25 protein-coding genes and 1 pseudogene are annotated in these 26,695 nt (G+C 65.9%); 11 read left to right on the top strand and 15 right to left on the bottom strand.

Annotated elements, in window-relative coordinates:
- Positions 1–113 precede the first annotated feature (113 nt).
- Genes AC13EK_RS13000 through AC13EK_RS12990 form a run of 3 tightly spaced genes read left to right on the top strand, consistent with a single transcriptional unit; the run spans position 114 to position 2,721 of the window.
- Positions 114–1,193 (top strand): glycosyl transferase, encoded by a 1,080-nt coding sequence (locus AC13EK_RS13000; protein WP_069336810.1) that lies wholly within the window; start codon positions 114–116, stop codon positions 1,191–1,193.
- Positions 1,190–2,293, top strand: coding sequence for a CDP-alcohol phosphatidyltransferase family protein (locus AC13EK_RS12995; RefSeq protein ID WP_069336811.1), 1,104 nt, complete (start codon positions 1,190–1,192; stop codon positions 2,291–2,293). The genes AC13EK_RS13000 and AC13EK_RS12995 overlap by 4 nt, the downstream gene beginning before the upstream one ends.
- Positions 2,290–2,721 (top strand): HIT family protein, encoded by a 432-nt coding sequence (locus AC13EK_RS12990; protein ID WP_069336812.1) that lies wholly within the window; start codon positions 2,290–2,292, stop codon positions 2,719–2,721. The genes AC13EK_RS12995 and AC13EK_RS12990 overlap by 4 nt, the downstream gene beginning before the upstream one ends.
- A 24-nt stretch (positions 2,722–2,745) precedes the next feature.
- Here AC13EK_RS12990 and AC13EK_RS12985 read toward each other — a convergent pair whose 3' ends face one another.
- Positions 2,746–3,771, bottom strand: a complete 1,026-nt coding sequence (locus tag AC13EK_RS12985; protein WP_069336813.1) for an outer membrane beta-barrel protein — start codon at positions 3,769–3,771, stop codon at positions 2,746–2,748.
- A gap of 167 nt (positions 3,772–3,938) precedes the next feature.
- Here AC13EK_RS12985 and AC13EK_RS12980 point away from each other — a divergent pair, with 167 nt between their 5' ends.
- Positions 3,939–5,117, top strand: coding sequence for a BamA/TamA family outer membrane protein (locus AC13EK_RS12980; RefSeq protein ID WP_483022233.1), 1,179 nt, complete (start codon positions 3,939–3,941; stop codon positions 5,115–5,117).
- A 4-nt stretch (positions 5,118–5,121) separates the two neighbouring features.
- On the opposite strand, the gene AC13EK_RS12975 is transcribed toward AC13EK_RS12980, so the two are convergent.
- Complete coding sequence (locus AC13EK_RS12975; RefSeq protein ID WP_483022232.1) at positions 5,122–5,892, bottom strand: phosphocholine cytidylyltransferase family protein; 771 nt, start codon at positions 5,890–5,892, stop codon at positions 5,122–5,124.
- Positions 5,893–6,018: 126 nt separating this feature from the next.
- Between AC13EK_RS12975 and AC13EK_RS12970 the strand changes: the two genes are divergently transcribed.
- Positions 6,019–7,365 (top strand): lipopolysaccharide biosynthesis protein, encoded by a 1,347-nt coding sequence (locus tag AC13EK_RS12970; RefSeq protein ID WP_277788125.1) that lies wholly within the window; start codon positions 6,019–6,021, stop codon positions 7,363–7,365.
- A gap of 95 nt (positions 7,366–7,460) precedes the next feature.
- Here AC13EK_RS12970 and AC13EK_RS12965 read toward each other — a convergent pair whose 3' ends face one another.
- From AC13EK_RS12965 to AC13EK_RS12955, 3 genes are all read right to left on the bottom strand, one after another.
- Positions 7,461–7,823, bottom strand: coding sequence for a hypothetical protein (locus tag AC13EK_RS12965; protein ID WP_069337759.1), 363 nt, complete (start codon positions 7,821–7,823; stop codon positions 7,461–7,463).
- Between the two features lie 104 nt (positions 7,824–7,927).
- Positions 7,928–8,719: a nucleotidyltransferase family protein gene (locus AC13EK_RS12960; protein ID WP_069337760.1), complete on the bottom strand. Its 792-nt coding sequence runs from the start codon at positions 8,717–8,719 to the stop codon at positions 7,928–7,930.
- A gap of 40 nt (positions 8,720–8,759) precedes the next feature.
- Positions 8,760–10,289 (bottom strand): peptidoglycan DD-metalloendopeptidase family protein, encoded by a 1,530-nt coding sequence (locus tag AC13EK_RS12955; protein WP_479681385.1) that lies wholly within the window; start codon positions 10,287–10,289, stop codon positions 8,760–8,762.
- Positions 10,290–10,529: 240 nt separating this feature from the next.
- Here AC13EK_RS12955 and AC13EK_RS12950 point away from each other — a divergent pair, with 240 nt between their 5' ends.
- Together AC13EK_RS12950 and AC13EK_RS12945 are read left to right on the top strand one after the other, a co-directional pair.
- Positions 10,530–13,466, top strand: a complete 2,937-nt coding sequence (locus AC13EK_RS12950) for a helicase-related protein (RefSeq protein WP_483022231.1) — start codon at positions 10,530–10,532, stop codon at positions 13,464–13,466.
- Between the two features lie 19 nt (positions 13,467–13,485).
- Positions 13,486–13,770 (top strand): RNA-binding S4 domain-containing protein, encoded by a 285-nt coding sequence (locus AC13EK_RS12945; protein ID WP_010337495.1) that lies wholly within the window; start codon positions 13,486–13,488, stop codon positions 13,768–13,770.
- Positions 13,771–13,791: 21 nt separating this feature from the next.
- Here the strand turns inward: AC13EK_RS12945 and AC13EK_RS12940 are convergent, their stop codons facing one another.
- The 3 genes from AC13EK_RS12940 to purM all read right to left on the bottom strand — a co-directional run bounded on the left by AC13EK_RS12940 (position 13,792) and on the right by purM (position 16,946).
- Positions 13,792–14,583, bottom strand: coding sequence for a MipA/OmpV family protein (locus tag AC13EK_RS12940; protein ID WP_069337762.1), 792 nt, complete (start codon positions 14,581–14,583; stop codon positions 13,792–13,794).
- A 201-nt stretch (positions 14,584–14,784) separates the two neighbouring features.
- Complete coding sequence (gene purN / locus AC13EK_RS12935; protein ID WP_277788127.1) at positions 14,785–15,735, bottom strand: phosphoribosylglycinamide formyltransferase; 951 nt, start codon at positions 15,733–15,735, stop codon at positions 14,785–14,787.
- Positions 15,736–15,851: 116 nt separating this feature from the next.
- Complete coding sequence (gene purM, locus AC13EK_RS12930; RefSeq protein WP_069336493.1) at positions 15,852–16,946, bottom strand: phosphoribosylformylglycinamidine cyclo-ligase; 1,095 nt, start codon at positions 16,944–16,946, stop codon at positions 15,852–15,854.
- A 91-nt stretch (positions 16,947–17,037) separates the two neighbouring features.
- On the opposite strand from purM, the gene AC13EK_RS12925 reads away from it, so the two are divergent.
- The 4 genes from AC13EK_RS12925 to AC13EK_RS12910 are packed head-to-tail and all read left to right on the top strand — an operon-like array spanning position 17,038 to position 22,623.
- The gene (locus tag AC13EK_RS12925; RefSeq protein WP_069336492.1) at positions 17,038–18,321 is read left to right on the top strand and encodes a hypothetical protein; all 1,284 of its coding nucleotides are present in this window, start codon (positions 17,038–17,040) and stop codon (positions 18,319–18,321) included.
- Positions 18,318–18,950: an HdaA/DnaA family protein gene (locus AC13EK_RS12920; protein ID WP_004211120.1), complete on the top strand. Its 633-nt coding sequence runs from the start codon at positions 18,318–18,320 to the stop codon at positions 18,948–18,950. The genes AC13EK_RS12925 and AC13EK_RS12920 overlap by 4 nt, the downstream gene beginning before the upstream one ends.
- Before the next feature lie 3 nt (positions 18,951–18,953).
- Positions 18,954–21,092: an RNA degradosome polyphosphate kinase gene (locus AC13EK_RS12915; RefSeq protein WP_010337022.1), complete on the top strand. Its 2,139-nt coding sequence runs from the start codon at positions 18,954–18,956 to the stop codon at positions 21,090–21,092.
- Between the two features lie 7 nt (positions 21,093–21,099).
- Complete coding sequence (locus AC13EK_RS12910) at positions 21,100–22,623, top strand: Ppx/GppA family phosphatase (RefSeq protein ID WP_069336494.1); 1,524 nt, start codon at positions 21,100–21,102, stop codon at positions 22,621–22,623.
- A gap of 21 nt (positions 22,624–22,644) precedes the next feature.
- Here AC13EK_RS12910 and AC13EK_RS12905 read toward each other — a convergent pair whose 3' ends face one another.
- From AC13EK_RS12905 to AC13EK_RS12875, 7 genes and pseudogenes are all read right to left on the bottom strand, one after another.
- On the bottom strand, positions 22,645–22,830 hold the full coding sequence (locus AC13EK_RS12905; protein WP_234792137.1) for a Trm112 family protein: 186 nt from the start codon (positions 22,828–22,830) through the stop codon (positions 22,645–22,647).
- 8 nt (positions 22,831–22,838) lie between these two features.
- Positions 22,839–23,450: an LON peptidase substrate-binding domain-containing protein gene (locus tag AC13EK_RS12900; protein WP_037517693.1), complete on the bottom strand. Its 612-nt coding sequence runs from the start codon at positions 23,448–23,450 to the stop codon at positions 22,839–22,841.
- 15 nt (positions 23,451–23,465) lie between these two features.
- On the bottom strand, positions 23,466–24,377 hold the full coding sequence (locus tag AC13EK_RS12895) for a tetratricopeptide repeat protein (protein WP_069336490.1): 912 nt from the start codon (positions 24,375–24,377) through the stop codon (positions 23,466–23,468).
- A 111-nt stretch (positions 24,378–24,488) separates the two neighbouring features.
- Complete coding sequence (locus AC13EK_RS12890) at positions 24,489–24,926, bottom strand: DUF2141 domain-containing protein (protein WP_069336489.1); 438 nt, start codon at positions 24,924–24,926, stop codon at positions 24,489–24,491.
- Positions 24,923–25,663 carry a sterol desaturase family protein gene (locus AC13EK_RS12885; protein WP_069336488.1) on the bottom strand — a complete coding sequence of 247 codons (741 nt, stop codon included), beginning with the start codon at positions 25,661–25,663 and terminating at the stop codon, positions 24,923–24,925. Before AC13EK_RS12885 ends, AC13EK_RS12890 begins: the two co-directional genes overlap by 4 nt.
- 450 nt (positions 25,664–26,113) lie before the next feature.
- The gene (locus tag AC13EK_RS12880; protein WP_081331649.1) at positions 26,114–26,479 is read right to left on the bottom strand and encodes a DUF1214 domain-containing protein; all 366 of its coding nucleotides are present in this window, start codon (positions 26,477–26,479) and stop codon (positions 26,114–26,116) included.
- A 93-nt stretch (positions 26,480–26,572) separates the two neighbouring features.
- Positions 26,573–26,695 (bottom strand): annotated as a pseudogene (locus AC13EK_RS12875) (IS5/IS1182 family transposase); the annotation flags it as partial.

Genomic DNA, 26,695 nt, shown 5'->3' with positions numbered 1-26,695 from the left:
GCCACGCTAGAGCGACCTCGTTTCGCTCCCCCCTCGCATTGCGACGCGGGGCGAAGTAAAGCAAACGCAGGTCATGCCCCTGCGGCGGCGAATATCTGTGGGGACCGCCTTCATTGCCGATCGACATCGCCTTTCTTGCCATCGCCGAAGCCCAGCAGGTGTTCCACTGGCTGCCGGCCGCCCTTGAGCTGGGCAAGCGCGCGGATGTGCGCGTCCATGTGCTTTCGCCCTCGCGCCTGATTCTCGATCTGGTCGCCAGCTATGATCCCGAAGGACGGCTCGACCTCATCAAGCTGCGCCGCCCCTCGACCAAGCCCGACTCCCTGTTCCGCCTGCCCTCGCGGCTGGCGACGTTGCTGCTCAACTATCGCGCCATCGCCCGCTTCCCGACGCTGGTGACGACGGAAATCACCAGCGCCTGGCTGAAACGGGTGCCCGGCTTTGCCACCCGCCTGATCCTGATCAAGCATGGCGCGGGCGACCGGGCCGGCGGCTACAAGCAGCGCCACGCCGATTTCGACCTGACCATCGTCGCGGGCGAGAAGGACCGGCGCCGGATGATCGGCTACGGCCTCTGCACCGAAGCCAATTGCCTGGTCGGCGGCTATGCCAAGTTCGAACTGCGCGCGCCGCGCCGCCCCTTGTTCGACGATGACAAGCCGGTACTGCTCTACAATCCGCATTTCGACCCGGAGCTGTCCTCCTGGGTCAGGCACGGGCCGCAGGTCATGGCCGCGCTCGAAGCGTTGCGGGGCTGGAACGTCATCATCGCGCCGCATGTGAAGCTCGCCCGTCGCGTCCCGCCGATCCACAGCGACAGCCCCCATATCCGCGTCGACATGGGTAGCCGCCACTCGATCGACATGAGCTACACGACCAGCGCCGACGCCTATCTGGGCGACGTATCGAGCCAGGTTTACGAGTTTCTGCTCACCCCCCGCCCCTGCATCTTCCTGAACCTCGACCATCATGACTGGCGCGAGGATCAGGCCTTCGCCCATTGGCGTCTAGGCCAGGTGATCGACCGCGCGGATGCGCTTCAGGGCGCGCTCGATCGGGCAGCGGACTTGCAACCGGGCCTGGTTGCTGCTCAGGAAGCGGCAATGCAGGATAGTATCGATCTTTCTCCGGTCCCCGCCTCGCAGCGGCAGGCCGCCCTCATCCTCGATTTTGCGCAGAAGGCACAGGCATGATGCAGACGATCAGCACCACCCTCGGCCCGGTTCGCCTGCTCGGCGAGAACGCGACCCCGATCTGGGGCATGTCCAACGCCGAACGCAATCGCCGCATGGCGGAAAGCGCGGCCAAGAATGGCAGCACGCTGGCGCCGGGCCATGAACTGGTCTTCAACCTCGCCTATGCCTTCGACCCGCTGCTGCTGCGGCTGGTGCTGGAAACGCCCGGCACGATGTTCGCCTGGGCCGGCCAGCCGATCGTCGGCCAGGTGACGGCGGGCAGCGACCCGATGCAGGCCAGCGGCCTCATCGACCTGTCGGACGGGCGCAAGCTCTACAATCGCCAGTTGCGCAAGCTGGAACAGCCGATGGTGCGCGAACTGGTGCCCCAGACCCGCAAGGCGATCGAGCGGCAAAGCTATTTCGGCGCCTATAAGGGCGTGACCGACCTGCTGACCAAATATCTCTGGCCCGAACTGGCGCTGATCCTGACGCGCATCGCCGCGCAGCTGAAGATGACGCCGAACATGGTGTCGGTGATCGGCGTGACGCTCTGCCTCGTCGCCACCTTCCTGTTCGCCAAGGGGCTGTTCTGGACCGGCTTCCTGTGCGGCTTCATCTTCATGGTGCTCGACACGGTGGACGGCAAGCTCGCGCGCTGCACCATCACTTCGTCCAAATGGGGCAATGTGATCGATCATGGCGTCGACCTGGTCCACCCGCCCTTCTGGTGGTATTTCTGGGGCACGGGCCTCACTTATTGGGGGCTGGGCCTGTCGGCCGGCACCTTCACCTTCATCATGACCGCGGTGATCGCCGGTTATATCCTCCAGCGCCTGATCGAGGGGATGTTCCTCAAGGACTTCAAGATGGACATCCATGTCTGGCGTCCGTTCGACAGCCAGTTCCGCCTGATCACCGCGCGCCGCAACCCGAACATGGTGATCCTGTTCGTGGCGCTGCTGTTCGGCCGGCCCGACATCGGCCTGATCGCGCTTGCCTGGTGGACCATCATCTCGCTGGTCGTCCATGCCGTGCGCCTGGCCCAGGCCTATATCGTCCACCGCTCCGGCCGGCCGATCGTCAGCTGGATGGACGAAGCGGAAGCCGCGGCATGAACGCGACCATCGCCAAGTTCGGCTGGCCCGCGACGTTGGTCGCCGAATTCGATCATTGGGTCGTGCTGCTGCGCCCGGCCCAGCCGACGCTGGGATCGCTGGTGCTGGCGGCCAAGAGCGACGCGACCGCGTTCGGCGACCTGCCGGGCGCGGCGCATGCCGAACTCAAGACCGTCACCGCCGCGATCGAGGCCGCGCTGACCCGCTCGGTGGACTATGCGAAGATCAATTATCTCATGCTGATGATGGTCGATCCGCATGTCCATTTCCATGTCATCCCCCGCTACGAAGGGGAACGCAGCGCCGCCGGCCTGACCATCACCGACGCCGGCTGGCCGGGCCAGCCTGACCTTGGCAGCGCGGTCAAGATTGACAGCGAAGCTGACACGTCGCTGCGCGATTGGCTGAAGGGGCATTTCGCCCTCTGACCAGTCGGATCGGGGCCGGGCTGATCAGGGCCGAAAGGTCAGGCTCAGCACGAAGCGGTTGGATTCCTGCCCCAGATTATATTCGGCCTGCATCGCCCAATGGCTGGACAGTTCCAGATTGGCGCCGGCGATGCCGGCCCAAGGGCGGCGGCTGGACAGATCGACCTTGTAGCGCAGGCCGACACCATCGCCGTCGTCGAACAACGGGCCGCTGCGCACCAACCCCGACACGGTGACATCCATGTCGAAATAATTGGCGCCGACATAGGGTGTCAGGATCGTGTCACCGCCCAGCGAGACGCGCGGGCCGGCCCGTGCCGCGATGTTGGTCATCCGCATGTCGGACCGGTCCTTCTTCGCCACGCTGATCGTCTTGGCGAGGGACAGGGCGGCAAACCAGCTGTTGCTGCCATAACCCAGGATACTGCCGAAGGTGAAGGAGGTGTTGTCGACATCCGCCTTGAAGGGCAGCTGGCTATGACCGCAGGGCTTGGCCGGGCGACAGAAGGGGAAGGGCACGAAGGCATCGAGGTCGATGTCGACGCCGACATCGACATGCCCCTTCACCTTGCCGATTCCGGCGAACAGGTTGAGGAAGGGAAACAGCCAGACATCCGCCTTGAATTCGGTGTTGCTGGTCCGGCTTTCCATCTCCGTCGTGGTGACGAAGGGCACCTGTAGCAGCGACGCGCCCTCGGGCGGATCCTCGCCCTTGGCAATGGCGACTGCCAGGTTCCGGCTGTTCATATGCTGGACATTGTGGATCAGCATGCCGCTGGCGCCCAGCGCGCGCTGGATATGATAGCCGCGCTCGATCGCCGCCCGCCCGCCGATCGGCAGCAGCGGATATGTCCTGCGCTCGGGCGGGGGCTCCGCCGCCCCTTCTGCGGGCGCAACGGGCATCGGCGTGTCGGCCGTCCCGCTGACGGGATCGGCGCTGGTCGCGACCTGGGTAATGATCGGGACGGGCGGCACTTCTTCTGCGCGGGCATGGCCCGCCACGCCCAGCGTCATGACCGATAGCAGCGTCACTCCTCGCATCGCCATCATCCCCTGTCCCCCGGCCCCGCGCCCCGCTCCTTCGGCCGGGCAGACAATATGCGGGAAAGGCACTCGCCTGGCTTCTGGGTAATTTCCCCCTTTTGCCTGCACATTTCCCCCGATGGCGCCGCCCCTGCCTTCCTCTAGGCTGGTCCGATATGACAGGGAGACATGGCGTGCGACACGCGCTGGCCGGGCCAAGCCTGATGATGTGCCTGGGCATGGCCCTCCCCGCCGCCGCCCAGAATACGCCATCGCGCGAGATCATGGATCAGGCGCAAAGCGTGCAGGCCGGCAAACCGGAACCCGCGCCCGATGCCGCCCCGCCCCCGCCCAGCACCAAGCCGGACCTGGTGATCGCGCCGATCCCGCTGTCCAATCCGGCGATGGGCACCGGCCTCGCCGGTGCGGCGGTGCTCTATTATAATCCCAACGGATCGTCCCGCCCCTGGGTCAGCGGCTTTGGCGGCGGCTACACCAGGACCGATAGCTGGGGCCTGGGCGCGTCGCACAATATGACGCTGGCCGACGACCGGCTGCGCTTCCAGGGCTGGACCGGCTATGGCGTCGCCAATCTGCGCTTCTACGGCATCGGTGCCAATGCCGGCGCGTCGAACCTGTCGATCAAGCTGCGCGACAAGGCCTTTGCCGCCATGGTCGACACCCAATATCAGATCTTCAGCAAGGGCTTCCTGCGCCACCTCTCCTTCGGCGCGCGCCTCTATTATCTCGACATGAACGCCCGCGTTTCGCTGCCGCTGCCCAATCATCCGAACCTGACGCCGCCCGCGATCGAGCGGCACAGCCAGATTGCCATGCTCGGCCCCTCCTTCACCTTCGACAGCCGCAACAATCCGGTCGATCCGCGCAAGGGCGTCTACACCACCGGTTCGCTGACCTATGGCGCCGACTGGCTGGGCAGCGACTTCTCCCATCACAAGTTGCAGATTGCGGGCAATGGCTATTTCCCGCTGGGGCGCGAGACCGTGCTGGTGGTGCGCAAGACGCTGTGCGAGGCGTCGGACGGCGCGCCCTATTATGACCTGTGCCTCTATGGCCAGAATGGCGACCTGCGCGGCTATGAGACCGGCCGCTATCGCGACCGGGCCAGCTGGGCGCTGCAGGGCGAGGTGCGCCAGCATCTGTTCGGCAAGATCGGCATGGTCGCCTTCGGCGGCATCGGCGGCATTGCGCGCAGCGGCAAGGATATCTGGAAACACACCAAGATGCTGCCGGCCGGCGGTTTCGGCCTGCGCTATCTCGCCTCGAAGGAGGCCAATGTGAATCTGCGGGCCGACATCGCCTGGGGCAAGGACGGCGCCGCCTTCTATTTCGGGATCGGGGAAGCCTTTTAGGCGCTCATGCCCCGTAACGCCCTTCTTCCACCCATTTCTCGGTCAGCGCGTTTGCGGCATCGACATCCTGCGGGAAATCGACTTCTTGCCATTCCAGCCCCTCGATCGACACGGTGCCGACCCGGTTGCCCTTGGCGATGATGTCGATCGCGCGCAGATACCAGCGGGCAACGCCTTCGGGCGTGCGCATCATCTGGTCGACCTGGTTGCGGAAGATCGCCGGCCCTTCGCCCACGAACGCCAGCATGCCGATCGATTCGGCATTGGTGTCGGGCGGCAGCAGCCGCTTGCCGATATGGTGCAGGCGACCGGTCTCGTCCCGGTTCACCTTCATGTCGTCATCGTCATAGTCGCCGTCGGGCTTCACATCGACGGTGACGGTGATCGCGTCCTTCGCGCCCGTGACCAGCTTCGCCACGATCTCGTCCGACACGATGGTGTCGCCGTTCAGGATGATGAAGTCCTGGTCCATCTCCTCACGCGCGATCCAGCAACTGCCCAGATTGTCGGCGACCTGGAAGAAGGGATTGAACAGCGTGCGGATGCGCGCGCCGGTCTCGCGATAAAGCTGCAGCGCATGATCCTCGACCCGCTCGGTGCGGAAGCCGGTGACGACGACGATGTCGGTCACGCCATTTGCGACCAGCGCGGCGATCTGCCAGCTGATCAGGGTGCGGCCGTTGAAGTCGATCATGCACTTGGGCACGTCACGGGTCAGCCGCAGCAGGCGCGAACCCTGGCCGGCGGAGAGGATGATGGCTTTCTTGATGGTCATGCCCGCGCTTTAGAGCGATTTCGCAGCGCAGGGAAGAGAAGGACGCATTTGCGCAATGCACCGCCCTTCCCTAGATAGACGCCCGCCAGCAACAAACGGCGTGTCACGCGAAAGGCTCCTGTTCCGGTGAAGTTGAAGCGCGCAAAGGGTAGCAGCGCACAGGATGGCTTTGCCCGTATCCTGGCCAATACCGGCTGGTTGCTGGGCGGCAAGGGCGTGGGCGCGGTGCTGAGCCTTGCCTATCTCGCCATCGTCACGCGCACGCTGGGCGTCGCCGATTTCGGCCGCTTCGCGCTGGTGCTGAGCGCCGCCAACGTCATCAAGACGTTGGTGTCGTTCGACAGCTGGCAGATCGTCGTGCGCTATGGCCAGCCGCATCTGGCCGACGGCAACGGCAATGCGCTCAACCGGGTGCTGCGCTTCTGCATCCTGATCGATCTCGCCTCGGCCGTGGCCGGCGGCCTGATCGCCGCGATCATCATCCTGGCCTTCGGCAACCAGCTGCAGCTGGGGCCGGGCATGGGGCTTCAGGCCTGGCTGTTCTGCATGGTGATGATGATCACCATCCGCTCCTCCCCCACCGGCATATTGCGCCTGTTCGACCGGTTCGATTCGGCCGCCGTCGCCGAAACCATGATCCCGATCGGGCGGATGATCGGCGCGGGCCTGGCCCTCGCCCTGATGCCCGGCATCACCGGCTTCCTGATCGCCTGGGGCGCCGCCGAACTGCTGTGCGCGGCGGCCTATTGGTATCTCGCCCTGCGCGAAGGCAAGGGACGGCTCGGCAACTGGACCGCCGGCCGAGCGCTTGATGCGCGCCACGAAAATCCCGGCATCGTCGGCTTCCTGACCGCCACCAACCTGCAGACCAGCCTGTCCGCCATGGGACAGCAGGTGGCGGTTCTGGTCGTCGGCCTGTTCGTCGGGCCGGTGGGCGCGGGCCTCTATCGCCTTGCCAACCAGCTCGCCCAGTCGCTGACCAAGATTTCCAGCCTGCTCTCGCGCAGCATCTTCGTCGAATTGTCGCGCACCCAGTCCAGCCATGGCGTGGATGCGCTGCGGTCCCTGTTCCGCCGCACCAACCGGCTGGCGCTGATCGCCGGCGCCATCATCATCGCGCTGATCCTGACCATCGGCCATCCGCTGCTGGGCCTGATCGCGGGCAAGGAATTCCTGCCCGCCTATCCGCTGCTCATGCTGCTGGGCGTGTCGGCCTGTATCGACCTGGTCGGGGTCAGCTATCGCCCGCTGCTGATGGCGACCGACCGGGCCGGCCTGTCGCTGCGCATCACCTTTGCCTCCACCCTGCTGCTGCTGGGGATGCAGGCGGTGCTGCTGCCGATGAACGGCACGATCGGCGCGGCGATCGCCAATATCGTCGCCTCGATCGCCGGTTTCCTGATGATGGGACTTGCCACCCGCCATGCGCTGGCGCTGCGCGATACGCTGCCGCCGGAGCCCGACGCCAACTGAGCGACACCAGCGCGCCATCCCTGGATCGAGGGGGGAGAGGAACGACGCACTGGTGCCGCGCCCGGTTCAGCCTGATGAGACCGGGCTAGGGAAATTCAATAATATTTGAAGGCGGTTACCACCCCATTCTGGGTGCTGCACTTGAACGTCTTCTTGACCGTCTTCTGCTTGCCGTCCTTGTCGATCGCGACATTGACCAGCGCGCGCACGGCGCCGCGGCTGTCGCTTTTCTTGTCGGTATCCTCGACCTCGCGCAGGGTGACGTCGATCACCCCCTTCTTCGCGCCCTGGGCCTTGGCTTCGTTCAGGCAGGCCGCGACCGACACGTCGCGGGAATCGCCGCTGACCGGAGTGACCGGCGTCGGCGCCGGCGGTGGGGGCGCCGCTTCGGGCGCTGTCTGTGCCATCAGGACGAGGGTGGCGGGCAACAAAGTCGCCAGGGGCAGAATCTTGCGCATGCGGGTGCTCCCTTCATCGGGCCCGTCTGCCGGGTCCGATTGCTTCTAGCATGCGGCCAAGACGCGCGGCATCGGGAATAACCCGATACGGGCTGCCCTATGCTTCAGCGTGCAAGGATGGATTCGATCAGCACGATGTCGTCGGGCTTGTCGGCGTCGATGCAGGCTTCCGCCTGGTCCATCGCCACCAGCCGCGCAGTCAGGCCGAACCGCCGCCCCACCCGCGCAATGCCGCCGCGCAGGGTCAGTATGCGCAGCAGCGCGCCGACCAGTGCCAGCGGACCAAAGGCGGACAGGATCTTCCACCCCTTCTTCCGGTCCTGCTCGACATCCTGCCACAGCGCGATCACCGGGCGCGCTTTGGCGCTGCCGAACCAGAAGATGTTCGCGCCCGACCACCAGCCATCGCGGAACTTGAGCCAGGTGCGGCGCGACTGCGGATAATGGGCCAGCAGGGTCGCCTTTTCGACCATTGCGACGGCGATGTCGGCGCCCGTCGCCTCCGCCACGAACTGGTCCAGCATCGCCGCGTCGAGCAGCACATGGTCGGCCGTCGTCATCAGCAGCGGGAAAGGCAGGTCCGCCTTCTCCATCAGTTCCAGCAGAGAGGAGGCAATGCCCTTGCCGCCGCGCTCGAACCGCACGCGCGGATCGCTGGCCAGCCAGGCGGTGGCCGGATCATCGACAAAATATTCGGGATTCTGCGTCAGCACCACCAGCTGGCCGATCGCCGGATGGGCGAGCAAGGCGCGCGCCGGGCGGTTGATCATCGGTTCCCCCGCGACCGGCACCAGCGGCTTGACCGGCACGCCAGCAGCGGTGGCGAGCGGATCGGCGATCGGCCGCGCGCCTGCCAGCAGGATCGCGGTGATGGTGGCGGGATCGGAGGATGTCATGCCCGCTCGTTAGCCGAGCGAGCCAGCGCCGCAAAGCCGCTTATTTCCCCGCAGCAGCCGGTGCGCCAACGGTCGGCGCGGCCGCCGCCACCTCATGCGTGCCGACCTTCAGCCCCTTGAGCTGGGCAAGGCGCGTGCGGAAGGCGGCCAGATTGCTGCCGGTCAGCTGCGCCGTCGTGGTGAACTTCACCGACAGCGGATTGATCACCTGCCCATTGCGATACAGCTCATAATGAAGATGCGGACCGGTCGACAGGCCGCTGGAGCCGACATAGCCGATCACCTGGCCGCGCCGCACCCGCTGGCCCGGCACCGCCGCGATCCGGCTCATATGGGCATAGCCGGTGGCGAGGCCCCCGCCATGGGAAACACGGACATAATTGCCATGGCCACCATGGCGGCCGGCAAAGGCGATCACGCCGTCGGTCACGGCATAGATGGGCGATCCGTAGCGTGCGCCGAAATCGATGCCGGCATGCATGCGGGTATAGCCCAGGATCGGATGGCGGCGCATCCCGAAGCCCGACGTCATGCGAGCGCCGTCAACCGGCGCGCCCAGCACGCCGCGTTTTTCGCCCACGCCCGATGCCTCGAACCATTCGGTGCGGCCCTCGCTGGTCCATTTCAGCATGTCGACCGCCTTGCCCCGCGCCCGGCGGAAACCGGCATAGAGCAGCTCGCCCACCTCGACATCGCCGGTTTCGGCGCGATGATATTCGGTGATGATGTCATAGCGGTCGCCTGCGCCGATCGATCCCAGATCGACCTGCTTGGCGATCACCCGCAGGAAGGCCTGCACCGCCTTGGGCGGCGCGCCGGCGGCGCGGGCCGAACGATAGATGCTGTCGCCGACCACGCCCTGGATGCGCAGCGGGGTGTTGTCGACGCGAATGGGCACGCGCGTCACCTGCAGCACGCCGCCGACCCGGTTGAGTTCGACCGCCAGGTCGAGCCGCGCGCGGAAATTGAGCTTGTCGAGCGGCCGGGGCGATGTGCGGCTGGCACGACGGCCCAGGATGATGTCGAGCCGGGTGCCCGGCTTCACCCCCGCGCCGATATCGCCGCCGACCATGCTGGTCACAGTCGCGACATCGCCGCTGCTGACCCCGGCACGCGACAAGGCGCGGGCCAGCGTGTCGCTGCTGCCGATCTGGGCATTGAGTTCGATCTGCGGGCGCTCGGGCGTTTCCTTGAGCGGTTGCACCGCATCGGTCGCGCCCATCCGCCGGCCACTGTCCGCGCCCAGCGCCAGCGGCGTGATCATCTGGCTGCGCACCTCGTCATATTGGGCTGGCGTCAGCAGGGGTTCGGGCGCGCCGGGCACCGGCTGGAAACCGGGCGAGAGATAGAGGGCGGTGGCGCACAGGCCAAAACAGGTGGCAAGGCCGCGGAACCAGGTAAGGCTGCCGACATTCTGCCCCAGGTCCGGGACCAGATTGACGTCCTCCGCCCAGTCGCGCAGGCGCGTGCGCCAGTCGCGCGGCGCCGCCGGTCGCTGCAGGCTGTCCGCCAGCCATAGCGACATGGACGCGCCACCCTGCTGAAAACCCGACTGATTATCCTGGAACAAAAGCCGCAACCCCCGGGGTGCTTTTTATCGCATCGCCAACGCAATGGTCCCCGCGCCATGCGTCGGACCGCACCCTTGTGAACGCGCAGGGTTAAAGTCAATTTAAGACGCCGCCATGACCCGCGCCGCTGCGACGAAACGTGCCCATGGCCGGGCAGAGTCCCGTTAACCAACGGAACATCGGCCCGATCGCGCAAAGTCCTTGCCCTGCCCGCCATCCTGCACGACATAGGCCCCATCATGGCCCAGTTCGCCCGTTCGCCCGTCACCGCTGTGCTGGGCCCCACCAATACCGGCAAGACCCATCTCGCCGTCGAGCGCATGTGCGGCCATTCGAGCGGCATGATGGGCTTTCCGCTGCGCCTGCTGGCGCGCGAAGTCTATGACCGCGTCGTCGCGATCAAGGGCGCGCAGCAGGTCGCCCTCATCACCGGCGAGGAAAAGATCGTGCCGCCGGGCGCGCGCTATTTCCTCTGCACCGCCGAATCCATGCCCATCAGTGGCGGCAGGGAAGCCGCCGCGATGACCGGCGGCCTCAGCGATTTCGCCTTTGTCGCGCTGGATGAGGCGCAACTGGGCGCCGATCCCGAGCGCGGCCATATCTTCACCGACCGCATCCTTCGCGCCCGCGGCCGCGAAGAAACGATGATCCTGGGCTCCGCCAGCATCGCGAAGACGGTCAAGAGCCTGGTCCCGGAGGTCGAGATCATCGGCCGGCCGCGCTTCTCCACGCTCTCCTATGCTGGCGCCAAGAAGCTGTCGCGCCTGCCGCGCCGCTCCGCCATCGTCGCCTTCTCGGCCGAGGAAGTCTATGCCGTGGCGGAAATGCTGCGCCGCTTCCGGGGCGGTGCGGCGGTGGTGATGGGCGCGCTCTCGCCCCGCACCCGCAACGCCCAGGTACAGATGTTCCTCAATGGCGACGTCGATTATCTGGTCGCAACCGACGCGATCGGCATGGGCCTCAACCTCGACGTCGCCCATGTCGCCTTCGCCTCGCTGCGCAAGTTTGACGGTCGCCGTTCGCGCCGCCTGACGGTCGCCGAAATGGCCCAGATCGCCGGCCGCGCCGGGCGCCATCACAAGGACGGCACCTTCGGCAGCCTGGGGTCAGAGGATGGCGATGCCGCCTTCACGCCGGAAGAGATAGAGGCGATCGAGGCGCATCGCTTTCCGTCCGTCGACCAGCTTTTCTGGCGCGACGGCGCACCGCGCACCGACAGCATCGATCATCTCATCATCGATCTGGAGGCCCGGCCCGATCGCCCGGAACTGCGTGCAGCGCCGCAGGCGGTCGACCTGGCCGTGCTGCACCGCATGGCCGAAGATCCGGAGGTCCAAGCCCGTGTCCGCTCCAAGCGCGATGTCGAACGGCTCTGGGCCGCCTGTGGCCTGCCCGATTTCCAGAAGCTGGGCGCGGAGCATCATGCCCGCACCGTGGCGCGCATCTGGCGCTTCATCGCCGGCAATGGCTCCGGCTTTGGCGGCCATATCCCGCGCGACTGGTTCGCCCAGCAGATTGCCCGCCTCGATTCGGTCCAGGGCGATATCGACACATTATCGGGCCGGATCGCCGCCGCGCGCACCTGGTCCTATATCGCCCATCGCCCCGACTGGCTCGCCAATCCGGTGGAGATGGCGGAACGCACTCGGACACTTGAAGAAAAACTGTCCGATGCGCTGCATGCGGCCCTGACGCAGCGTTTCGTGGACCGACGCACCTCAGTTCTGCTAAGGGACATCGGACAGAATGCGAGCAATCTGCCGGTCACGGTCGACCCGGATGGGACGGTCTGCGTCGATGGCGAGACGATCGGGCGACTTGACGGATTTCGTTTCTCAGTCGATCCCGCTACGCGACTCCAGGACAGAAAGCTGTTGCTGGCGGCGGCGGAAAGGCGCCTTGGAAAGGTATTACGAGTGAAGGCTGACGAATTGATGAGCGCTGCGGATACGGATTTCGCGCTCATGGACGATGCGGGACAGACGCCGGGCATCGCCTGGCAGGGAACCCCGGTCGCAACGCTGATGGCGGGCGCAGGCCTGCTCGCGCCTGAAATCCGGCTCGATCGCGCGCTCGCCGCGCTGGGCCCGGATGTGCAGAAGCAGGTGACCACCCGTCTGGCGACCTGGTTCGAGGCGCAGAAGCAGAAGCATCTGCTGCCGCTGGTCAAGATGAGCGAAAGCGCTGCCGATCCGGCCGTGCCCGCCGTCGTCCGCGCGGTCTTCGCGCAGCTGGCCGATGCCGGTGGCGTCGCGCCGCGACTCGACCTAGATTCGGCGCTCGGCCATCTCGACAAGGATCAGCGCCATCTGCTGCGCCGCGCCGGCATCAATATCGGCGTGCTCGACCTCTATCACCCCGGCCTGTTGAAGCCGGGCGCGGCGCGCTGGCGTGCGGCGCTGCAGGCGGCGCGCATCGGCAAGCCCTGCCTGCCGCTGCCCCAGCCGGGCCTGACCCTGATCCCGACCGGCGACAAGGTGCAGGAAATGGGCGCCCGCATCGCCGGCTTCCGCAGCTTCGGTCCGCAGATGCTGCGCATCGACATGGCCGAGCGCATGGCCCGCACCGCGCATGAAACGATCGCGAAGAACGAGCCGTTCAGCGCGCTCAGCCCGCAGATCGTGTCGCTGGGCCTCAGCGAAGAGGCGTTCCTGCAGCTGATGCGCGCCGCCGGATTCCGCCCGATCGATCCGGTGCCGACCCCGGCGCCCGTCGCCGAGGCGCCGGCCGAAGCCGCGCCCGCCGTGGCAGGCACGGACGTGGTCGATGCAACCCACGCTGCGCCTGAAGCCGCAGCGGAAGCCGTTGCCGAGGCCCCCGTCGAAGCGGACGCGGAGACGCCTGCCGAAGCGGCAACCGAAACCCCGGCCGAAGCGCCCGTGGCCGCCACCGGCGCCAACTGGGTGTTCAAGGGCCGGCAGAAGGGCCGCCCGCAGGGCGATCGTGGCCCGCGCGGTCCCCGCCGCGACCAGCAGCAGCGCCCCGAAGGCAAGTTTGCCGGCAAGGGCGACACTCGCGGTGAAAACCGTGGCGGCAAGGGCGGCGATCGCGGCCCGCGCAAGGGTGGCGACCGCGACGATAATCGCGCGCCGCGCGCTACCCCCGCCAGCCACAAGGCCGCCACCAGCAACCATGCCTTCGCCGGCCTGGCCGAACTGCTGGGGCGCAATGGCTGACCCCAAGGGGGCCATGACAATGCCGGGGACGGGCGTCGGCCCGTCCCTGCGCATCGATAAATATCTGTGGTTCGCGCGCCTGTCGAAAAGCCGATCGACCGCGCAGAAGCTGGCCGAGGACGGCCATATTCGCCTCAACGGCCGGCGCATCGACCGGTCCCATGCGCCAGTGCGCGCCGGCGACCTCATCACCTTTCCCCACGCCGCCGGCGTCCGCGTCGTCCGCGTGATCCAGCTGCCCACCCGGCGCGGCCCCGCGCCCGAGGCGCAGGCCTGCTATGAGGAACTGACGGTCGGCAGCTAAACCCGCCGCCGATCGCCTGGTTCAGAACCGGTAGGCGAGCGCCAGAAAGCCGGTCGGCCGCGTCGCATGCTCGACCAGCGGGCTGTCCTTGACCCGGCCGAGCAGGCTGGTCGCCCCGACCGATCCGGTCACGCTCCAGCGACTGTCGAGCCGATAGACGATGTTGAGCAGCGCCGAGACATCCTTGAACCCTGCCTTGCCGCGATATTGGTCCAGCCCGGATGCTGCCGCCTCGCGCGCATTCACCCCGAAATAGCCGTCCATATGCTTGCCGTCGGCAAAGCTGGTGGCGATAGAGGGGGTGATGATGACCTTCGGATTGAGGATGACCGGATAGGAGAGGCTGGCGTCAGCAATGAAGCCGCCGGTGCTGCCGGTAATGCCCTGCGTCGCCCCCAGCGTCGCCACCACGCCGCCGCCGGTCAGATTGGCGAACACGCGCCCGCCCACGCCCCAGGACAGCCGATCGACGCCCGTGGGCACGTCGCGCCGCCGATAGCCGGGCATCGGCGTGACGCCCGCACCGATGGTCAGCGCCCGCTCATCGACCAGGTTGAGGCCGACGCCATTGCGGAAATTGGCAAAGAAGCGCCCCTCGACAATGTCGATCGCCGGCAGCGGCAGCACGCGATAATCGTCGGCGCCCTGATAGACCGGCGTCACCGCCGCGCCCAGGCCGATGACGACCCGGTCCTTGCTCGGCTGCCCCACCGACTGGCGCGAACTGCTGAGATCCTGCGCCTTGACTGCCACCTGCGCAGCTGCGCCCATGGCAAGCAGCGCGATGCTCGATCGGACCATCGTCGATTTCATTATGCAAATCCCTGTCGAAACGGCCGTCCGAAGATCGACCAGCCCCCGTGCCGGCGCACGGGCATCCATGGCCCGGCACAATAATTTCCAGGCAATATACTGTAAATACAGCACAATGTTTCCGGACAATGTCCAGCATCGGCCCGACGCAGGAAGATCACAACTCATCCTGCATATTTGTTCGGCCCATCGAGCAGATGGTCAGAACTGGTCGGCGATATCCATCAGGCCCAGCAGCTTCTTCGGCGCAATCTGGCGCCAGCTGGCATGGAGCCGCTCGCCGATATGGTCCCAGTCGGTATCGCCCAGGTCGAGGCGGATGCCGACCCAGTCATTGCCGAAATAGGCGGGGCGATAATAGCGGGCCGGGTCGGCTTCGATCAGGGTCGCCTGCTCCTCCGGCGCGGTGGTCTTCACCAGCACGGCGATGATGCCGTCGCCATGATGGTCGCGCGTAAAATAGGCGAATTTCTTGCCCTTGACGATGCCGAAGCAGGGCATGCCGTGCGACACGATCTCGTCCGCCTGCGGCAGCGCCAACGCGGCCTCGCGCACCTTGTTCAGCAGCCAGTCGGGCTGACGCTCGCGGGTGACGAAATCGGCGAGCGTGCGCGAATAGAGTTGATGTTCGGCGATCAGGATGCGCCCGGCCAGACTGTCGGCCGTGTCGCCGGGCAGGATCGCCACCGGGGTCTGGCCCAGCACCGGGCCATCGTCCAGCTCGGCGGTGACGATATGGACCGAACAGCCGGCATGGCTGTCGCCCGCGTCGATCGCGCGCTGATGGGTGTCGAGGCCCTTGTACTTGGGCAGCAGGCTGGGATGGATGTTGAGCATCCTGTCTTCCCAGCCGGACACGAACTCGGGCGACAGAAGCCGCATATAGCCGGCAAGTGCGACATATTGGACGCCCGCGGTACGCAGCTGCGCGTCGATCACCGCGTCGAACTCCGCGCGCTTCATGCCCTTGTGGCTCTGGCCGAAGGTGGCGATGCCTTCGGCTGCAGCAAGCGCCAGGCCGGGCGCGTCCGGATCATTGGCGGCGACCAGCACGATCTCGAACGGACAGTCCTGCGCCTTCGCCGCATAGAGCAGGGCCGCCATGTTCGAGCCACGGCCCGAAATCAGGACGCCGATCTTTGCTTTGGTCATGGGGTCTCCCCTCCCGCTGGCGGGAGGGGCCGGGGGAGGGCCTGTCTTAAAGGCGATCCCTTGGAAAACCCTCCCCTAACCCCTCCCGCAGGCGGGAGGGGGATTGGTGGTGCTTGTCAGCCCAGATGCGTGGCCAACCAGTCGGCCTTGGCGCTCCAGGTTTCAGCGCTGCCCTTGACGGTGCAGCCCTTGTCGCCTTCGCTGACGGTGCCGACGCGGAACACGGTTTCGCCCGCATCCTCCAGCGCCTGGGTGACGCCGGCGACATGCGCCTCGTCCACCGCCAGGATCATGCCGATGCCGCAGTTGAAGGTGCGCGCCATCTCTTCGGGCTCGATATTGCCCTGCGCCTGGAGGAAGGCCATCAGGCGCGGCTGTTCCCAGGCGTCGGCATCGACGATGGCATGGGTGCCTTCGGGCAAGACGCGCGGGATATTTTCCAGCAGGCCGCCGCCGGTGATGTGGGCGAGCGCATTGATCATGCCGGCGCGGACCAACGGCAGCAGGCTCTTCACGTAGATCTTGGTCGGCGCCATCAGCGCGTCGATCAGCAGCACTTCATTGTCGAACAGCGCCGGGCGATCGAGCTTCCAGCCCTTGTCGGCGGCGAGGCGGCGAACCAGCGAGAAGCCGTTGGAGTGGACGCCCGAGGAGGCGAGGCCGATGAGGACGTCGCCGGCCTTCACCTTGTTGCCGGTCAGCGCCTTGGAGCGCTCCACCGCGCCGACGCAGAAGCCGGCCAGGTCATAGTCGCCGTCGCTGTACATGCCGGGCATTTCGGCGGTCTCGCCGCCGATCAGCGCGCAGCCGGCCTGGCGGCAGCCCTCGGCGATGCCGGCGATGACGCGCTCGGCAACGCCCGACTCCAGCTTGCCGGTGGCATAATAGTCGAGGAAGAAGAGCGGCTCGGCGCCCTGCACGATCAGATCGTTGGCGCACATGGCAACGAGGTCGATGCCCACGCCGTCATGGCGGTCATGGTCGATCGCCAGCTTCAGCTTGGTGCCGACGCCATCATTGGCCGCGACCAGCAACGGGTCGTCATAGCCCGCCGCCTTCAGGTCGAAAAAGCCGCCGAAACCGCCCAGTTCGGCGTCCGCGCCGGGGCGTCGGGTGGCCTTGGCCAGGGGGGCGATGGCACGGACAAGGGCGTTGCCCGCGGCGATGTCGACGCCAGCCTTGGCGTAGCTGTAGGATTCGTTGTCGCTCATGGGCCAGCGCCCTAGAACAATAGAGCCGAAAACGGAAGGCTGGATGGGTTGGCGCTTGGCATGCGGGGCAAATCTCGCCAAAAGGACGCCCGTGATCCTTGCCAAGACTCTTCGTCGCCTGTCGTTTCCGCCAGCGCTTGCTCTCCATGCCCTGTCCCGGCCGGCGCAGATCGCCGGCGCGGTGGGAATCGGCCTGGTCGGCGCGGCGCTGTTCGCCCAGATGGAGGGCGAACGCGGCGTCCCGCCGATCGCCAGCGGCGGCGATTATGAGGTGCGCGGCGTGAAGGTCGACGTCCAGGCCGGCAGCGCCGATGCGGCCCGCTATGCCGGCTGGCGGCTGGCCCAGCGTCAGGCCTGGAAGATGCTGTGGACCCGCACCCATGGCGGCACCGGCGTGCCCAGCCTGTCCGATTCGCAGCTCGAAGCCATGATCTCGGGCATCGAGGTCGAATATGAACAGGCCGGCCCCGGTCGCTATGTCGCGACGCTCGGCATCTTGTTCGACCGCGCGCGTACCGGCCAGTTGCTGGGCGTTTCCGGCAATGTGATGCGCTCGCCGCCGCTGCTGGTGATCCCGGTCCTGTGGGATGGCGGCTCCGCCGTATCCTATGAACGGGTCAATGAATGGCAGAAGGCCTGGGCGCGTTATCGCACCGGCGACAGCGCGATCGACTATGTCCGGGTCGCGGGCTCGGTCGCCGACCCGGTATTGCTCAACGCCGGCCAGACCGGACGGCGCGGCCGCCTGTGGTGGCGCGTGCTGCTCGACCAATATGGCGCGGCCGACGTGGTGATCCCGATGGTGCGGCTCGACCGGCAATGGCCCGGCGGCCCGGTGACGGCCAATTTCACCGCCCGCTATGGCCCCGACAACAGCCTGATCGGCAGCTTCGCGCTGCGTGCCTCGAACGACAGCGGCATCCCGCAGATGCTGGACGAAGGCGCGCGCCGGATCGACGAACTCTATATCCGCGCGCTCAATGACGGCCGCCTGCGGCCCGATCCGTCACTGATCATCGAGGAACCGGTCGATCCCAGCGCGCTGGCGATCGAGAATGCGACCGAGGCGCCGATCGACGCGGTCGACATGCCGCTGCCCACCGCAGGCGCCAGCGTTGCCAGCTTCGCGATCCAATTCGACACGCCCGACGTCGGATCGGTCACCGCCGGCGAATCGGCCTTGCGCAGCATTCCGGGCGTCCGCTCAGCCGCGACCAGCAGCCTGGCGCTGGGCGGCACGTCGGTGATGCAGGTCAGCTTCGAGGGCACGGCCGAAACGCTGCGCACCGGATTGCAGGCCCGCGGCTACAGCGTGGCGGTATCGGGCAACACCATGCGCATCTCGCGCCGGCAGGCGCCCGCAGGACAGCCATGAGCCAGATCAGCCTGCCTTTCGAATGGCAGGGCCAGGGCGAGGAGTTTCTGGTGAGCGAGGCCAATCAACTGGCCGTTGCCCATCTGGAACGCTGGCGCGACTGGCCTGTGTCCGTGACCGTGCTGACCGGCCCGCCCTTGTCGGGCCGTTCGGCGTTGGGCCGCCAGTTCGTGGCGATGAGCGGCGGCAGCGTGATCGACGATGCCGAGGGGCAGGACGAGCATATGCTGTTCCATGCCTGGAACGAGGCGCAGACCGAGCATCGCCCGCTGCTGATGATCGGCCGCACGTCCCCACTGCGCTGGACGGTGGCGCTGCCCGACCTGCGATCGCGGCTGGCCGGATCGCCCCATGTCGCGATCGAGGAGCCGGACGAGGCGCTGGCGCTGGCGCTGATCGAGCGGCGGCTGGGCGCGTCGGGCGCCAGCTTCGCGCCGGACCTTGCCCCCTGGCTGCTCCGGCGGATCGAGCGCAGCTATGGCGCGATTGCGGCGGTGACGGCGCTGCTGGATGAGGCATCGCTGTCATCTGGACGTAAGATTTCGGTCGCACTGGCGAAAGAGGCCCTGCAATCTGCAGGAATCTTGCCTATAGTCCCGCCCGATCCCACCAACGACCAGCGCGAGTAATCCGTGGCCGAAGCCGATCCCATCGCCAGCCTTTCGCCCGCGGGCGAGCGCTATTTCAACCGCGAGCTTTCCTGGCTGGCCTTCAACCAGCGGGTGCTGGAAGAGGCGATGAACCGGGCCCACCCACTGCTCGAACGGCTCCGCTTCCTGTCGATTTCGGGCGCCAATCTCGACGAATTCTTCTCCGTTCGCGTTGCCGGGCTCAAGGGGCAGCAATTGCAGGATGTCGATCTGCGGTCGGCCGATGGCCTGACCCCGGCGCAGCAGCTCGGCGCGATCACCGAAACCACGGCCAGCCTGATGCGCGCCCAGCAGAAGGTCTGGGGCGCGCTGCATGGCGAGCTGGTGCAGGTCGGGATCGAGGTGATCGGTCCGTCCGCGGAAATGGATGTCGGCTGCGCCCAATGGCTGCGCGAGCATTTCCTGACCCAGATCTTCCCGATCCTGACGCCCCAGGCGCTGGACCCGGCACATCCCTTCCCCTTCATCCCCAATCAGGGGCTGTCGATCGTCTTCGATCTGGAGCGTCTGTCGGACAAGCAGCCGATCCGCGAACTGGTGATGATCCCCTCCTCGCTCGCCCGCTTCGTGCGCATTCCGGGCGAACCGATGCGCTACATGGCGCTGGAGGCGGTGATCCGCCGCTTCTCGGCCGATCTCTTCCCCGGCTATCGCGTCCGCAACAGCGGCGTGTTCCGCATCATTCGTGACAGCGACATCGAGATCGAGGAAGAGGCGGAGGATCTGGTCCGCTATTTCCGCAGCGCCATCAAGCGCCGCCGCCGCGGCCGCGTGATCCGCATGGAGATAGAGGAACGCATCCCCGAACCGGTCGAGGAAATGCTCCAGGACATGCTCCAGGGCCATGAGGCGATCGTGGTTGAGGTGGAGGGCTTCATCGGCATCGGTGACCTTAGCGGCATCGTCGATGCCGACCGCCCCGACCTCAAGTTCGAACCCTATGCGCCGCGCTTCCCCGAGCGCATCCGCGAATATGGCGGCGACTGTTTCGCCGCGATCCGCGCCAAGGACATCGTCGTCCATCATCCCTATGAGGCGTTCGACGTCGTCATCTCCTTCCTGAAACAGGCCGCGTCCGACCCGGATGTGGTCGCGATCAAGCAGACCCTCTATCGTGCGGGCAAGCAGTCGGCGATCATCCGCGCCCTGATCGACGCGGCCGAGGCCGGCAAGTCGGTGACCGCCGTGGTCGAACTGAAGGCGCGTTTCGACGAGGAACAGAATCTGATGTGGGCCGACGCGCTGGAACGCGCGGGCGTCCAGGTCGTCTATGGCTTCATCGACTGGAAGACCCATGCCAAGGTGTCGATGGTGGTGCGGCGCGAGGGCGACCAGTTCCGCAGCTACTGCCATTTCGGCACCGGCAACTACCACCCGATCACCGCGCGCATCTATACCGATCTCAGCTTCTTCACCGCCGATCCGGCCTATAGCCGCGATGCCGCCGCTTTGTTCAACTACATCACCGGCTATGTCGAGCCGCAGCGGCTGGAAAAGCTGGTCATGTCGCCCCGCGACCTGCGCGACACGCTGTGCGCCTGCATCGATGCGGAGATCGACCATGTCCGCGCCGGCCGCCCCGGCACCATCTGGGCCAAGATGAACAGCCTGGTCGACCCGGCGATCATCGAGAAGCTCTATGCCGCCAGCAATGCCGGGGTGCAGATCGACCTGATCGTGCGCGGCATCTGCTGCCTGCGGCCGGGCGTTCCGGGCATGTCGGAAAATATCCGGGTGAAGTCGGTCGTCGGCCGTTTCCTGGAACATAGCCGCATCACCGTCTTCGGCAATGGCAAGGCGCTGCCCAATAATGGCGCGAAGGTCTATATCAGCTCGGCCGACTGGATGCCGCGCAACTTCGACCGCCGCGTCGAATTTCTGGCACCGGTCGAAAATCCGACCGTCCATGACCAGATTCTGGACCAGGTGATGGTCGCCAATCTGATCGACACCGAACAGAGCTGGGTGCTGGATCGCGACGGCCATTATACCCGGCTGGAGCCGGGCGACCGGCCGTTCAACCTGCACCGTTATTTCATGACCAACCCGTCGCTGTCCGGGCGCGGCGCAGCGCAGGAGCATGGCGCGGTGCCGACCCTGCGCCTGCGTGGCCGGGCCTGATCGCGCGATGAACTCGATGCTCAGCCGCGTGCGCGCCATGGCGGAGACCATGGCGACCTCGCCCGAACCCGCCACGGCGCGCTCGGCGATCATCGACATCGGCTCCAACAGCGTCCGCCTGGTCGTCTATGACGGGCCGCGCCGCATCCCCTTCATCCTGTTCAATGAAAAGGTGATGGCGGGCCTGGGTGCCTCGCTGGCCAAGACCGGTGCGATCGAACCGGAAGCGATGGAGCGCGGCCTGCGTGCCATCGGCCGCTTTGCCCATCTGTGCCGCGACATGCGCGTCACCGACATACGCTGCGTGGCGACGGCCGCCGTGCGCGACGCCACCAATGGCGCCGAGTTCATCAGCCGCGCCAAGGCGATGGGCCTGACCGTCGAACTGCTGTCGGGCGCGCAGGAGGCGATCGGCGCTGCCATGGGCGTCTTGTCGGGCATTCCCGATGCCGACGGCATTGTCGGCGACCTGGGCGGCGGCAGCCTGGAACTGGCCCGCGTGCGCAAGGGCGCGGTCGAACAGACCATCTCGCTGCCGCTGGGCGTGCTGCGCCTGCCGCAGATCCGGGCCAAGGGGCCACGTGCGCTTGATCGCTGCGTTGCCAAGATGCTGGAAAAGGCCGGCTGGCAGGCGGAACCGGACCTGCCCTTCTATCTTGTCGGCGGCTCCTGGCGCTCGCTCGCCCGCTTCGACATGCAGCTCACCCATTTCCCGCTGCCGGTGGTGCATCAATATGAGATGAGCGCCGCCCGTGCCGAACAGCTTACCCGCATCATCTCCCATGTCGACAAGGGCCGGCTGAAGCAGATCCCGGCCATGACCGGATCGCGCGTGCCGACCCTGCCGGATGCCGCCGCGCTGCTGTCGGTGGTCGTGCGCCAGCTCAAGTCGAGCCGGATGATCGTGTCGGCCTATGGCCTGCGCGAAGGGCTGCTCTACGAAAATCTGCCCGACGATATCCGCGCCCATGACCCGCTGCTGGTCGCGGCCGAGGCGGAGGGCGAGGCCCAGGCCCGCTTCCGCGGCCATGGCGACCGTATCGACCGCTGGATCGCGCCGCTCTTCCCCGACGATGACAAGGATGCCCACCGTATCCGCCGCGCCGCCTGTTTGCTGGCCGATGTCAGCTGGCGCGCCAATCCCGATTTCCGCGCCGAGCGCGGCGTCGAAATCGCCCTGCACAGCAATTGGGTCGGCATCACCGCTGCCGAGCGCGCGATGCTGGGCCAGGCGCTGCACACCCATTTCGGCGGCGATGTCGGCACGCTGCCCAACCTCGACCGCATGGCGAGCCCCGACGCACTGCGCCGCGCCGCCCTCTGGGGCCTCGCCATCCGCCTGGCCCAGCGCCTGTCGGGCGGCGTCGAAGGCCCGCTCGTCATTTCCTATCTGGAGCGGCATGGCGACCGCATCGACCTCCATCTGCGCGACGAGGATGCCGATCTCTACGGCGAAGCGGTCGAACGCCGGCTGCGCAACCTCGCCCAGGCCATGGGCCTCAAATATCAGCTGCTCGGCGGACAGGGTTAGGCCGACACCGACCGCGCCCGGTCAGGAAAGCGCGATCGCTTCCCGCACGATCAGCACCGGCACGCCGTCGCGCACCGGATAGGCGAGGCCCGCCGCGTCCGACACCAGCGCCTGGCGCGCGCCGTCCCAGCGCAGCGGCGTGCGCGTCACCGGGCAGACCAGCTTGGCCAGCAGCCAGGGATCGATCGGGGCCGTCTCTTCGCTCATAATCTCGCTCATTGCATCGTCGCGCCGCCGTCGCGCTCGGCGCGGCCGACAATCTGCATCAACTGGATGATCCGGTCGGCCCGCTCGCTCAGCGTGTCCGCCTCCAGCAGCGTCTGCTTGGCCGCCGGGTCGAACGGCGCGATCTGGGCGATGCCGTTGACCAGCGCCATGTCGTCCAGCCGCGACACCGCCGTCCAGTCGACCGCATAGCCCAGCGCATCGGCAAAGCGGCGCGATTCCTGCTCTAGCGCCGCCCGCTCGACCAGATGCAGCACCTCATCCTCGGGCGCCTGCTCCACCTCCGCCTCGATCTGGCGGAACAGCGTCGACACCTCCAGCTCACGCACCAGCCGGAACCGGGCGAGCCCGGTCAGGATGATGTTGAACCGGCCATCGTCCAGCGCCTCGATATGGCTGATCCGCCCCAGGCAGCCGACGTCGAACAGCGCCGGCTTCTGCCCCTCGCTGCGCGGCTGGATCATGCCGATGCGCCGGTCGCGCGCGGACGCATCCTGCACCAACGCCCGATAGCGCGGCTCGAAGATATGCAGCGGCAGCTCCATACCCGGCAGCAGCAGCGCGCCGGACAGCGGAAAGATCGAGATGCGCGCGCGATTCACCGGCTCACCGATCCTTTACGAAAACAGGATCTGCGACAGCTTGCGGCGCTGCGCCGACACCCACGGATCTTCCAGCCCGACCGCCTCGAACAGGGTCAGAAGCTGGGTGCGCGCGGCGCCATCATTCCAGGCCCGGTCGCGGCGCACGATCTCCAGCAGCTGCTCGGCCGCGCCGTCGCGGTCGCCATTGCCCATCAGCCCGGTCGCCAGCTCGAAGCGCGCTTCATGATCGTCGGCATCGGCCGCCAGCCGCGCCTCGACCCCCGACAGGTCGGCCACGGGCTTGGCATTGCGGGCCAGCGCCAGCGCCGCCTTGGCGCGCTCGATCGCCTGGTCCTTCTGCATCTCGGCGGGCAGTTCGGCGAGCAGCGCATCGGCCTCGTCCAGTTGCCCCAGCGCCACCAGCGCGCGCAACAGGCCGCTCAGCACTTCGGCATTGTCGGGGGCGATGTCGGCAATCTGCTGGAACACCGACAAGGCGCGCTCCGCCTCGCCGCCAGCCAGCATCTCCTCGCCCATCGCGATCAGCGGCGCAATCTCTTCCGCCTGCGCCTTCTCGTCCGATTCGATCGGCAACTGGCTCAGCAACTGGTCGAGATACTGCTTCAACTGCCCTTCGGTCCGCGCCTGGCTCAGGTCCGCGACCGGCTGGCCCTGAAACACGGCATAGACGGTCGGGATCGACTGGACGCGGAACTGGCTGGCGATGAAGCCATTTTCATCGACATTCACCTTCACCAGCTTGACGCCCTTGCTGGCATAGTCGGCGCACACCTTCTCGATCACCGGCGCCAGCTGCTTGCACGGACCGCACCATTCGGCCCAGAAGTCGACGATCACCAGGCTCGTGCGCGAAGGCTCCACCACATCCTGGCGAAACGCCTCCACGGCCGCCTTGTCGGCCTCGCTCAGTCCCAGGGTCGCCACGCTTCATTCTCCTGCAATGCGGTTAGTCGCCGCCGTCATACAGCGCCTTATGTGGGGCGTCACCCCCACCCCTGCCAGAGTTGGCCGACAAGGTCGCGGCCGCCCGCATCGTTACAGGAAATATTTGAGCCGGATCGCCTGCCGCACCGGCGCGCCGCTCACGACGAACTCGGCCGACCGGAAGCTGGGCGCGCCAAAGCGCAGCACCGGATTGCGCGAAAAGCCCACCCCTTCGCGCGGAATGCCGGCAAAGGTGTCCAGCTTGCCATTGCCATTTTCGTCATGGATGATCGCGATCGCATAGTCGCCCGGCGCCAGATTGCCGAGCGGGATGGCATTGCCCGTCGTCGCCACGATCAGGTGGCGCTTGTCCGGATCCTTGCTGCAATCGGGAAAATAATCGGCCGATCGCGCCACGCAGATCAGGATGCGCCCCTTGGCCGATCGCAGCCCCTCGGCCGTCATGCTGATCGGCTGGGCCAGGTCCAGCGGCGCCGCCCCCGCCAGCCCTGCCAATGCCGCCACCGCAAATAGCACCCGACCGATCACGCCTGTTCCTTCCTCAAATCACGCCTGAAATCACCCAGCCCCCGGTCGGTGCCGCACAGCCGGTCCCAGACGCGAAAATAGAGGCCATAATTGCACCGATATTGCTCATGATGCCGCTGATGATGGCTGGCGGTGATCAGCCAGCGGCCGATCGGCCCGCGCACCATCCAGCGCGGAAACATCTCCCACCCCATATGGTTGGACACGCCCATGATCGTCATGATCGACAGCACCACGCCCAGCGCGCCGACATGGATCGGGATCAGGAAGACCAAAGCCGGGATCACCACCGCCCCGGTCAGCGCCTCCCACGGATGAAAGCTCATCGCCGCCCAGGCGGTCGGGGGCCGGCTGGCATGATGCACCGCATGGGCGATGCGGAACAGCCGGGGCGCGTGCATCCACCGGTGCGTCCAGTAGAACCATGTGTCATGCGCGGCGAGATAGAGCAGCACCGACACCGGCAGATACCAGAGCGGATAGTAGCCGACATCCTCATAGATGCGCGTCCACCCCCGCGCCTGCCAGCCCCAGGCGACGATACCGGCGGGAATGCCATAGATGGCCGCGGACGCCAGCGACCAGCCAATCTCCCTTCCGATCTGCCGCCCCTGCCCGCGATAGAGGCCCGGCTGCCGCAGCCTTGTCGCCAGCGCAAAACCGCCACTGGCAATCAGATAGCGCACCCCGACGATCAGCGTCATCGCCAGCGCGGACAAGAGGATCGCAGCGACCATGGCGCGGCTATAGCGGTGATTAAGGGGGAGCGGAAGCGGAGGGGTGGGAGGGGCTGGTCAGTCCCGTTCCAAGCCGTTCGACAGCGAGTTTTCCGCGCCCGGAGCGGACATTCAGATTATAGCTGTGCCTGGAATATTCGCGAATGCGGGGTTTAGAGCACCAAGCCCAAGAAAGCGACGATTGTTCTGGCCCTACTCAGGGCGAAGTGCGCGGCGCGAGCCACAATTACCCGACTCGCTCGTCAAAGCAAGGGGACCATTCTCATCGGCGATCAACAATCATTTATTTCAATGCAATACACCAAATCTACCAACGTTAATCATGGTTACATTAAATATCCGATGTTATTTAACATATTCCATCACCTAAAATACAATGTAACAAAAAAAATACATATAAAATCATTATTTCAATTATTATCAAGACATCGCAAAATCAATCTCTTTTAACTAATTCACCAATTCAAAATCAGGAAGTTTAAATGTCTTATTATTGAAATCTTGAGTAGGACCATAAAAGCGCACTGCAGGAATAGGCCTTTTCCCGACCGTGGGAATCCAGTTCGATTCCAAGCCGCTTGGCGCCTTAGGGCCGACATAAATAGTTACGCTACCATCTGAATTCTTTTTCATTTTATCTAGATCGTAAGATGAAAGAGTAGTACGGTTCGTATTACTATAAATGAAACTCAAATTAGAAAAGTCATACACGGTTAATGCCCAGAATTGCTTAACCGGCATTTTTGCGGGAATGTCTATTTTATAGAGCTTTCCTGCCTGCAAAGGGTTGCCCTCTCTGTCTGCCATGGCCATCATATATTGCGTGGCCGGATCATCACTTAATTTTTTTGGAACGTTGGTACACCAAAACGACTGAACTGCTCTTGGAATTAGAGTCCGTTTGGAAAATCAGGGATGAGCGTTTCGGCGTAGTAGGTTTCCACCCATGGCGACGAGGATCATCGCCTGTGAGACGTCGATGCGCTTTTCGTAGTCGCGGACCAGACGGCGCCATCGGGTCATCCATCCGAA

Source organism: Sphingobium sp. L-44, assembly GCF_056859495.1.
Note: the sequence above shows the minus strand (reverse complement) of the source record. Positions and strands in the feature narration are given on the sequence as shown.

What these genes read in the sequence shown, in the direction of transcription:
- AC13EK_RS12995 (WP_069336811.1), top strand. Translation starts at nt 1,190, where the DNA reads ATGATGCAGACGATCAGCACCACCCTCGGCCCGGTTCGCCTGCTCGGC.
- AC13EK_RS12990 (WP_069336812.1), top strand. Translation starts at nt 2,290, where the DNA reads ATGAACGCGACCATCGCCAAGTTCGGCTGGCCCGCGACGTTGGTCGCC.
- AC13EK_RS12985 (WP_069336813.1), bottom strand. Translation starts at nt 3,771, where the DNA reads ATGATGGCGATGCGAGGAGTGACGCTGCTATCGGTCATGACGCTGGGC.
- AC13EK_RS12975 (WP_483022232.1), bottom strand. Translation starts at nt 5,892, where the DNA reads ATGACCATCAAGAAAGCCATCATCCTCTCCGCCGGCCAGGGTTCGCGC.
- AC13EK_RS12965 (WP_069337759.1), bottom strand. Translation starts at nt 7,823, where the DNA reads ATGCGCAAGATTCTGCCCCTGGCGACTTTGTTGCCCGCCACCCTCGTC.
- AC13EK_RS12960 (WP_069337760.1), bottom strand. Translation starts at nt 8,719, where the DNA reads ATGACATCCTCCGATCCCGCCACCATCACCGCGATCCTGCTGGCAGGC.
- AC13EK_RS12950 (WP_483022231.1), top strand. Translation starts at nt 10,530, where the DNA reads ATGGCCCAGTTCGCCCGTTCGCCCGTCACCGCTGTGCTGGGCCCCACC.
- AC13EK_RS12945 (WP_010337495.1), top strand. Translation starts at nt 13,486, where the DNA reads ATGCCGGGGACGGGCGTCGGCCCGTCCCTGCGCATCGATAAATATCTG.
- AC13EK_RS12940 (WP_069337762.1), bottom strand. Translation starts at nt 14,583, where the DNA reads ATGAAATCGACGATGGTCCGATCGAGCATCGCGCTGCTTGCCATGGGC.
- purN (WP_277788127.1), bottom strand. Translation starts at nt 15,735, where the DNA reads ATGACCAAAGCAAAGATCGGCGTCCTGATTTCGGGCCGTGGCTCGAAC.
- purM (WP_069336493.1), bottom strand. Translation starts at nt 16,946, where the DNA reads ATGAGCGACAACGAATCCTACAGCTACGCCAAGGCTGGCGTCGACATC.
- AC13EK_RS12920 (WP_004211120.1), top strand. Translation starts at nt 18,318, where the DNA reads ATGAGCCAGATCAGCCTGCCTTTCGAATGGCAGGGCCAGGGCGAGGAG.
- AC13EK_RS12910 (WP_069336494.1), top strand. Translation starts at nt 21,100, where the DNA reads ATGAACTCGATGCTCAGCCGCGTGCGCGCCATGGCGGAGACCATGGCG.
- AC13EK_RS12905 (WP_234792137.1), bottom strand. Translation starts at nt 22,830, where the DNA reads ATGAGCGAAGAGACGGCCCCGATCGATCCCTGGCTGCTGGCCAAGCTG.
- AC13EK_RS12885 (WP_069336488.1), bottom strand. Translation starts at nt 25,663, where the DNA reads ATGGTCGCTGCGATCCTCTTGTCCGCGCTGGCGATGACGCTGATCGTC.
- AC13EK_RS12880 (WP_081331649.1), bottom strand. Translation starts at nt 26,479, where the DNA reads ATGATGGCCATGGCAGACAGAGAGGGCAACCCTTTGCAGGCAGGAAAG.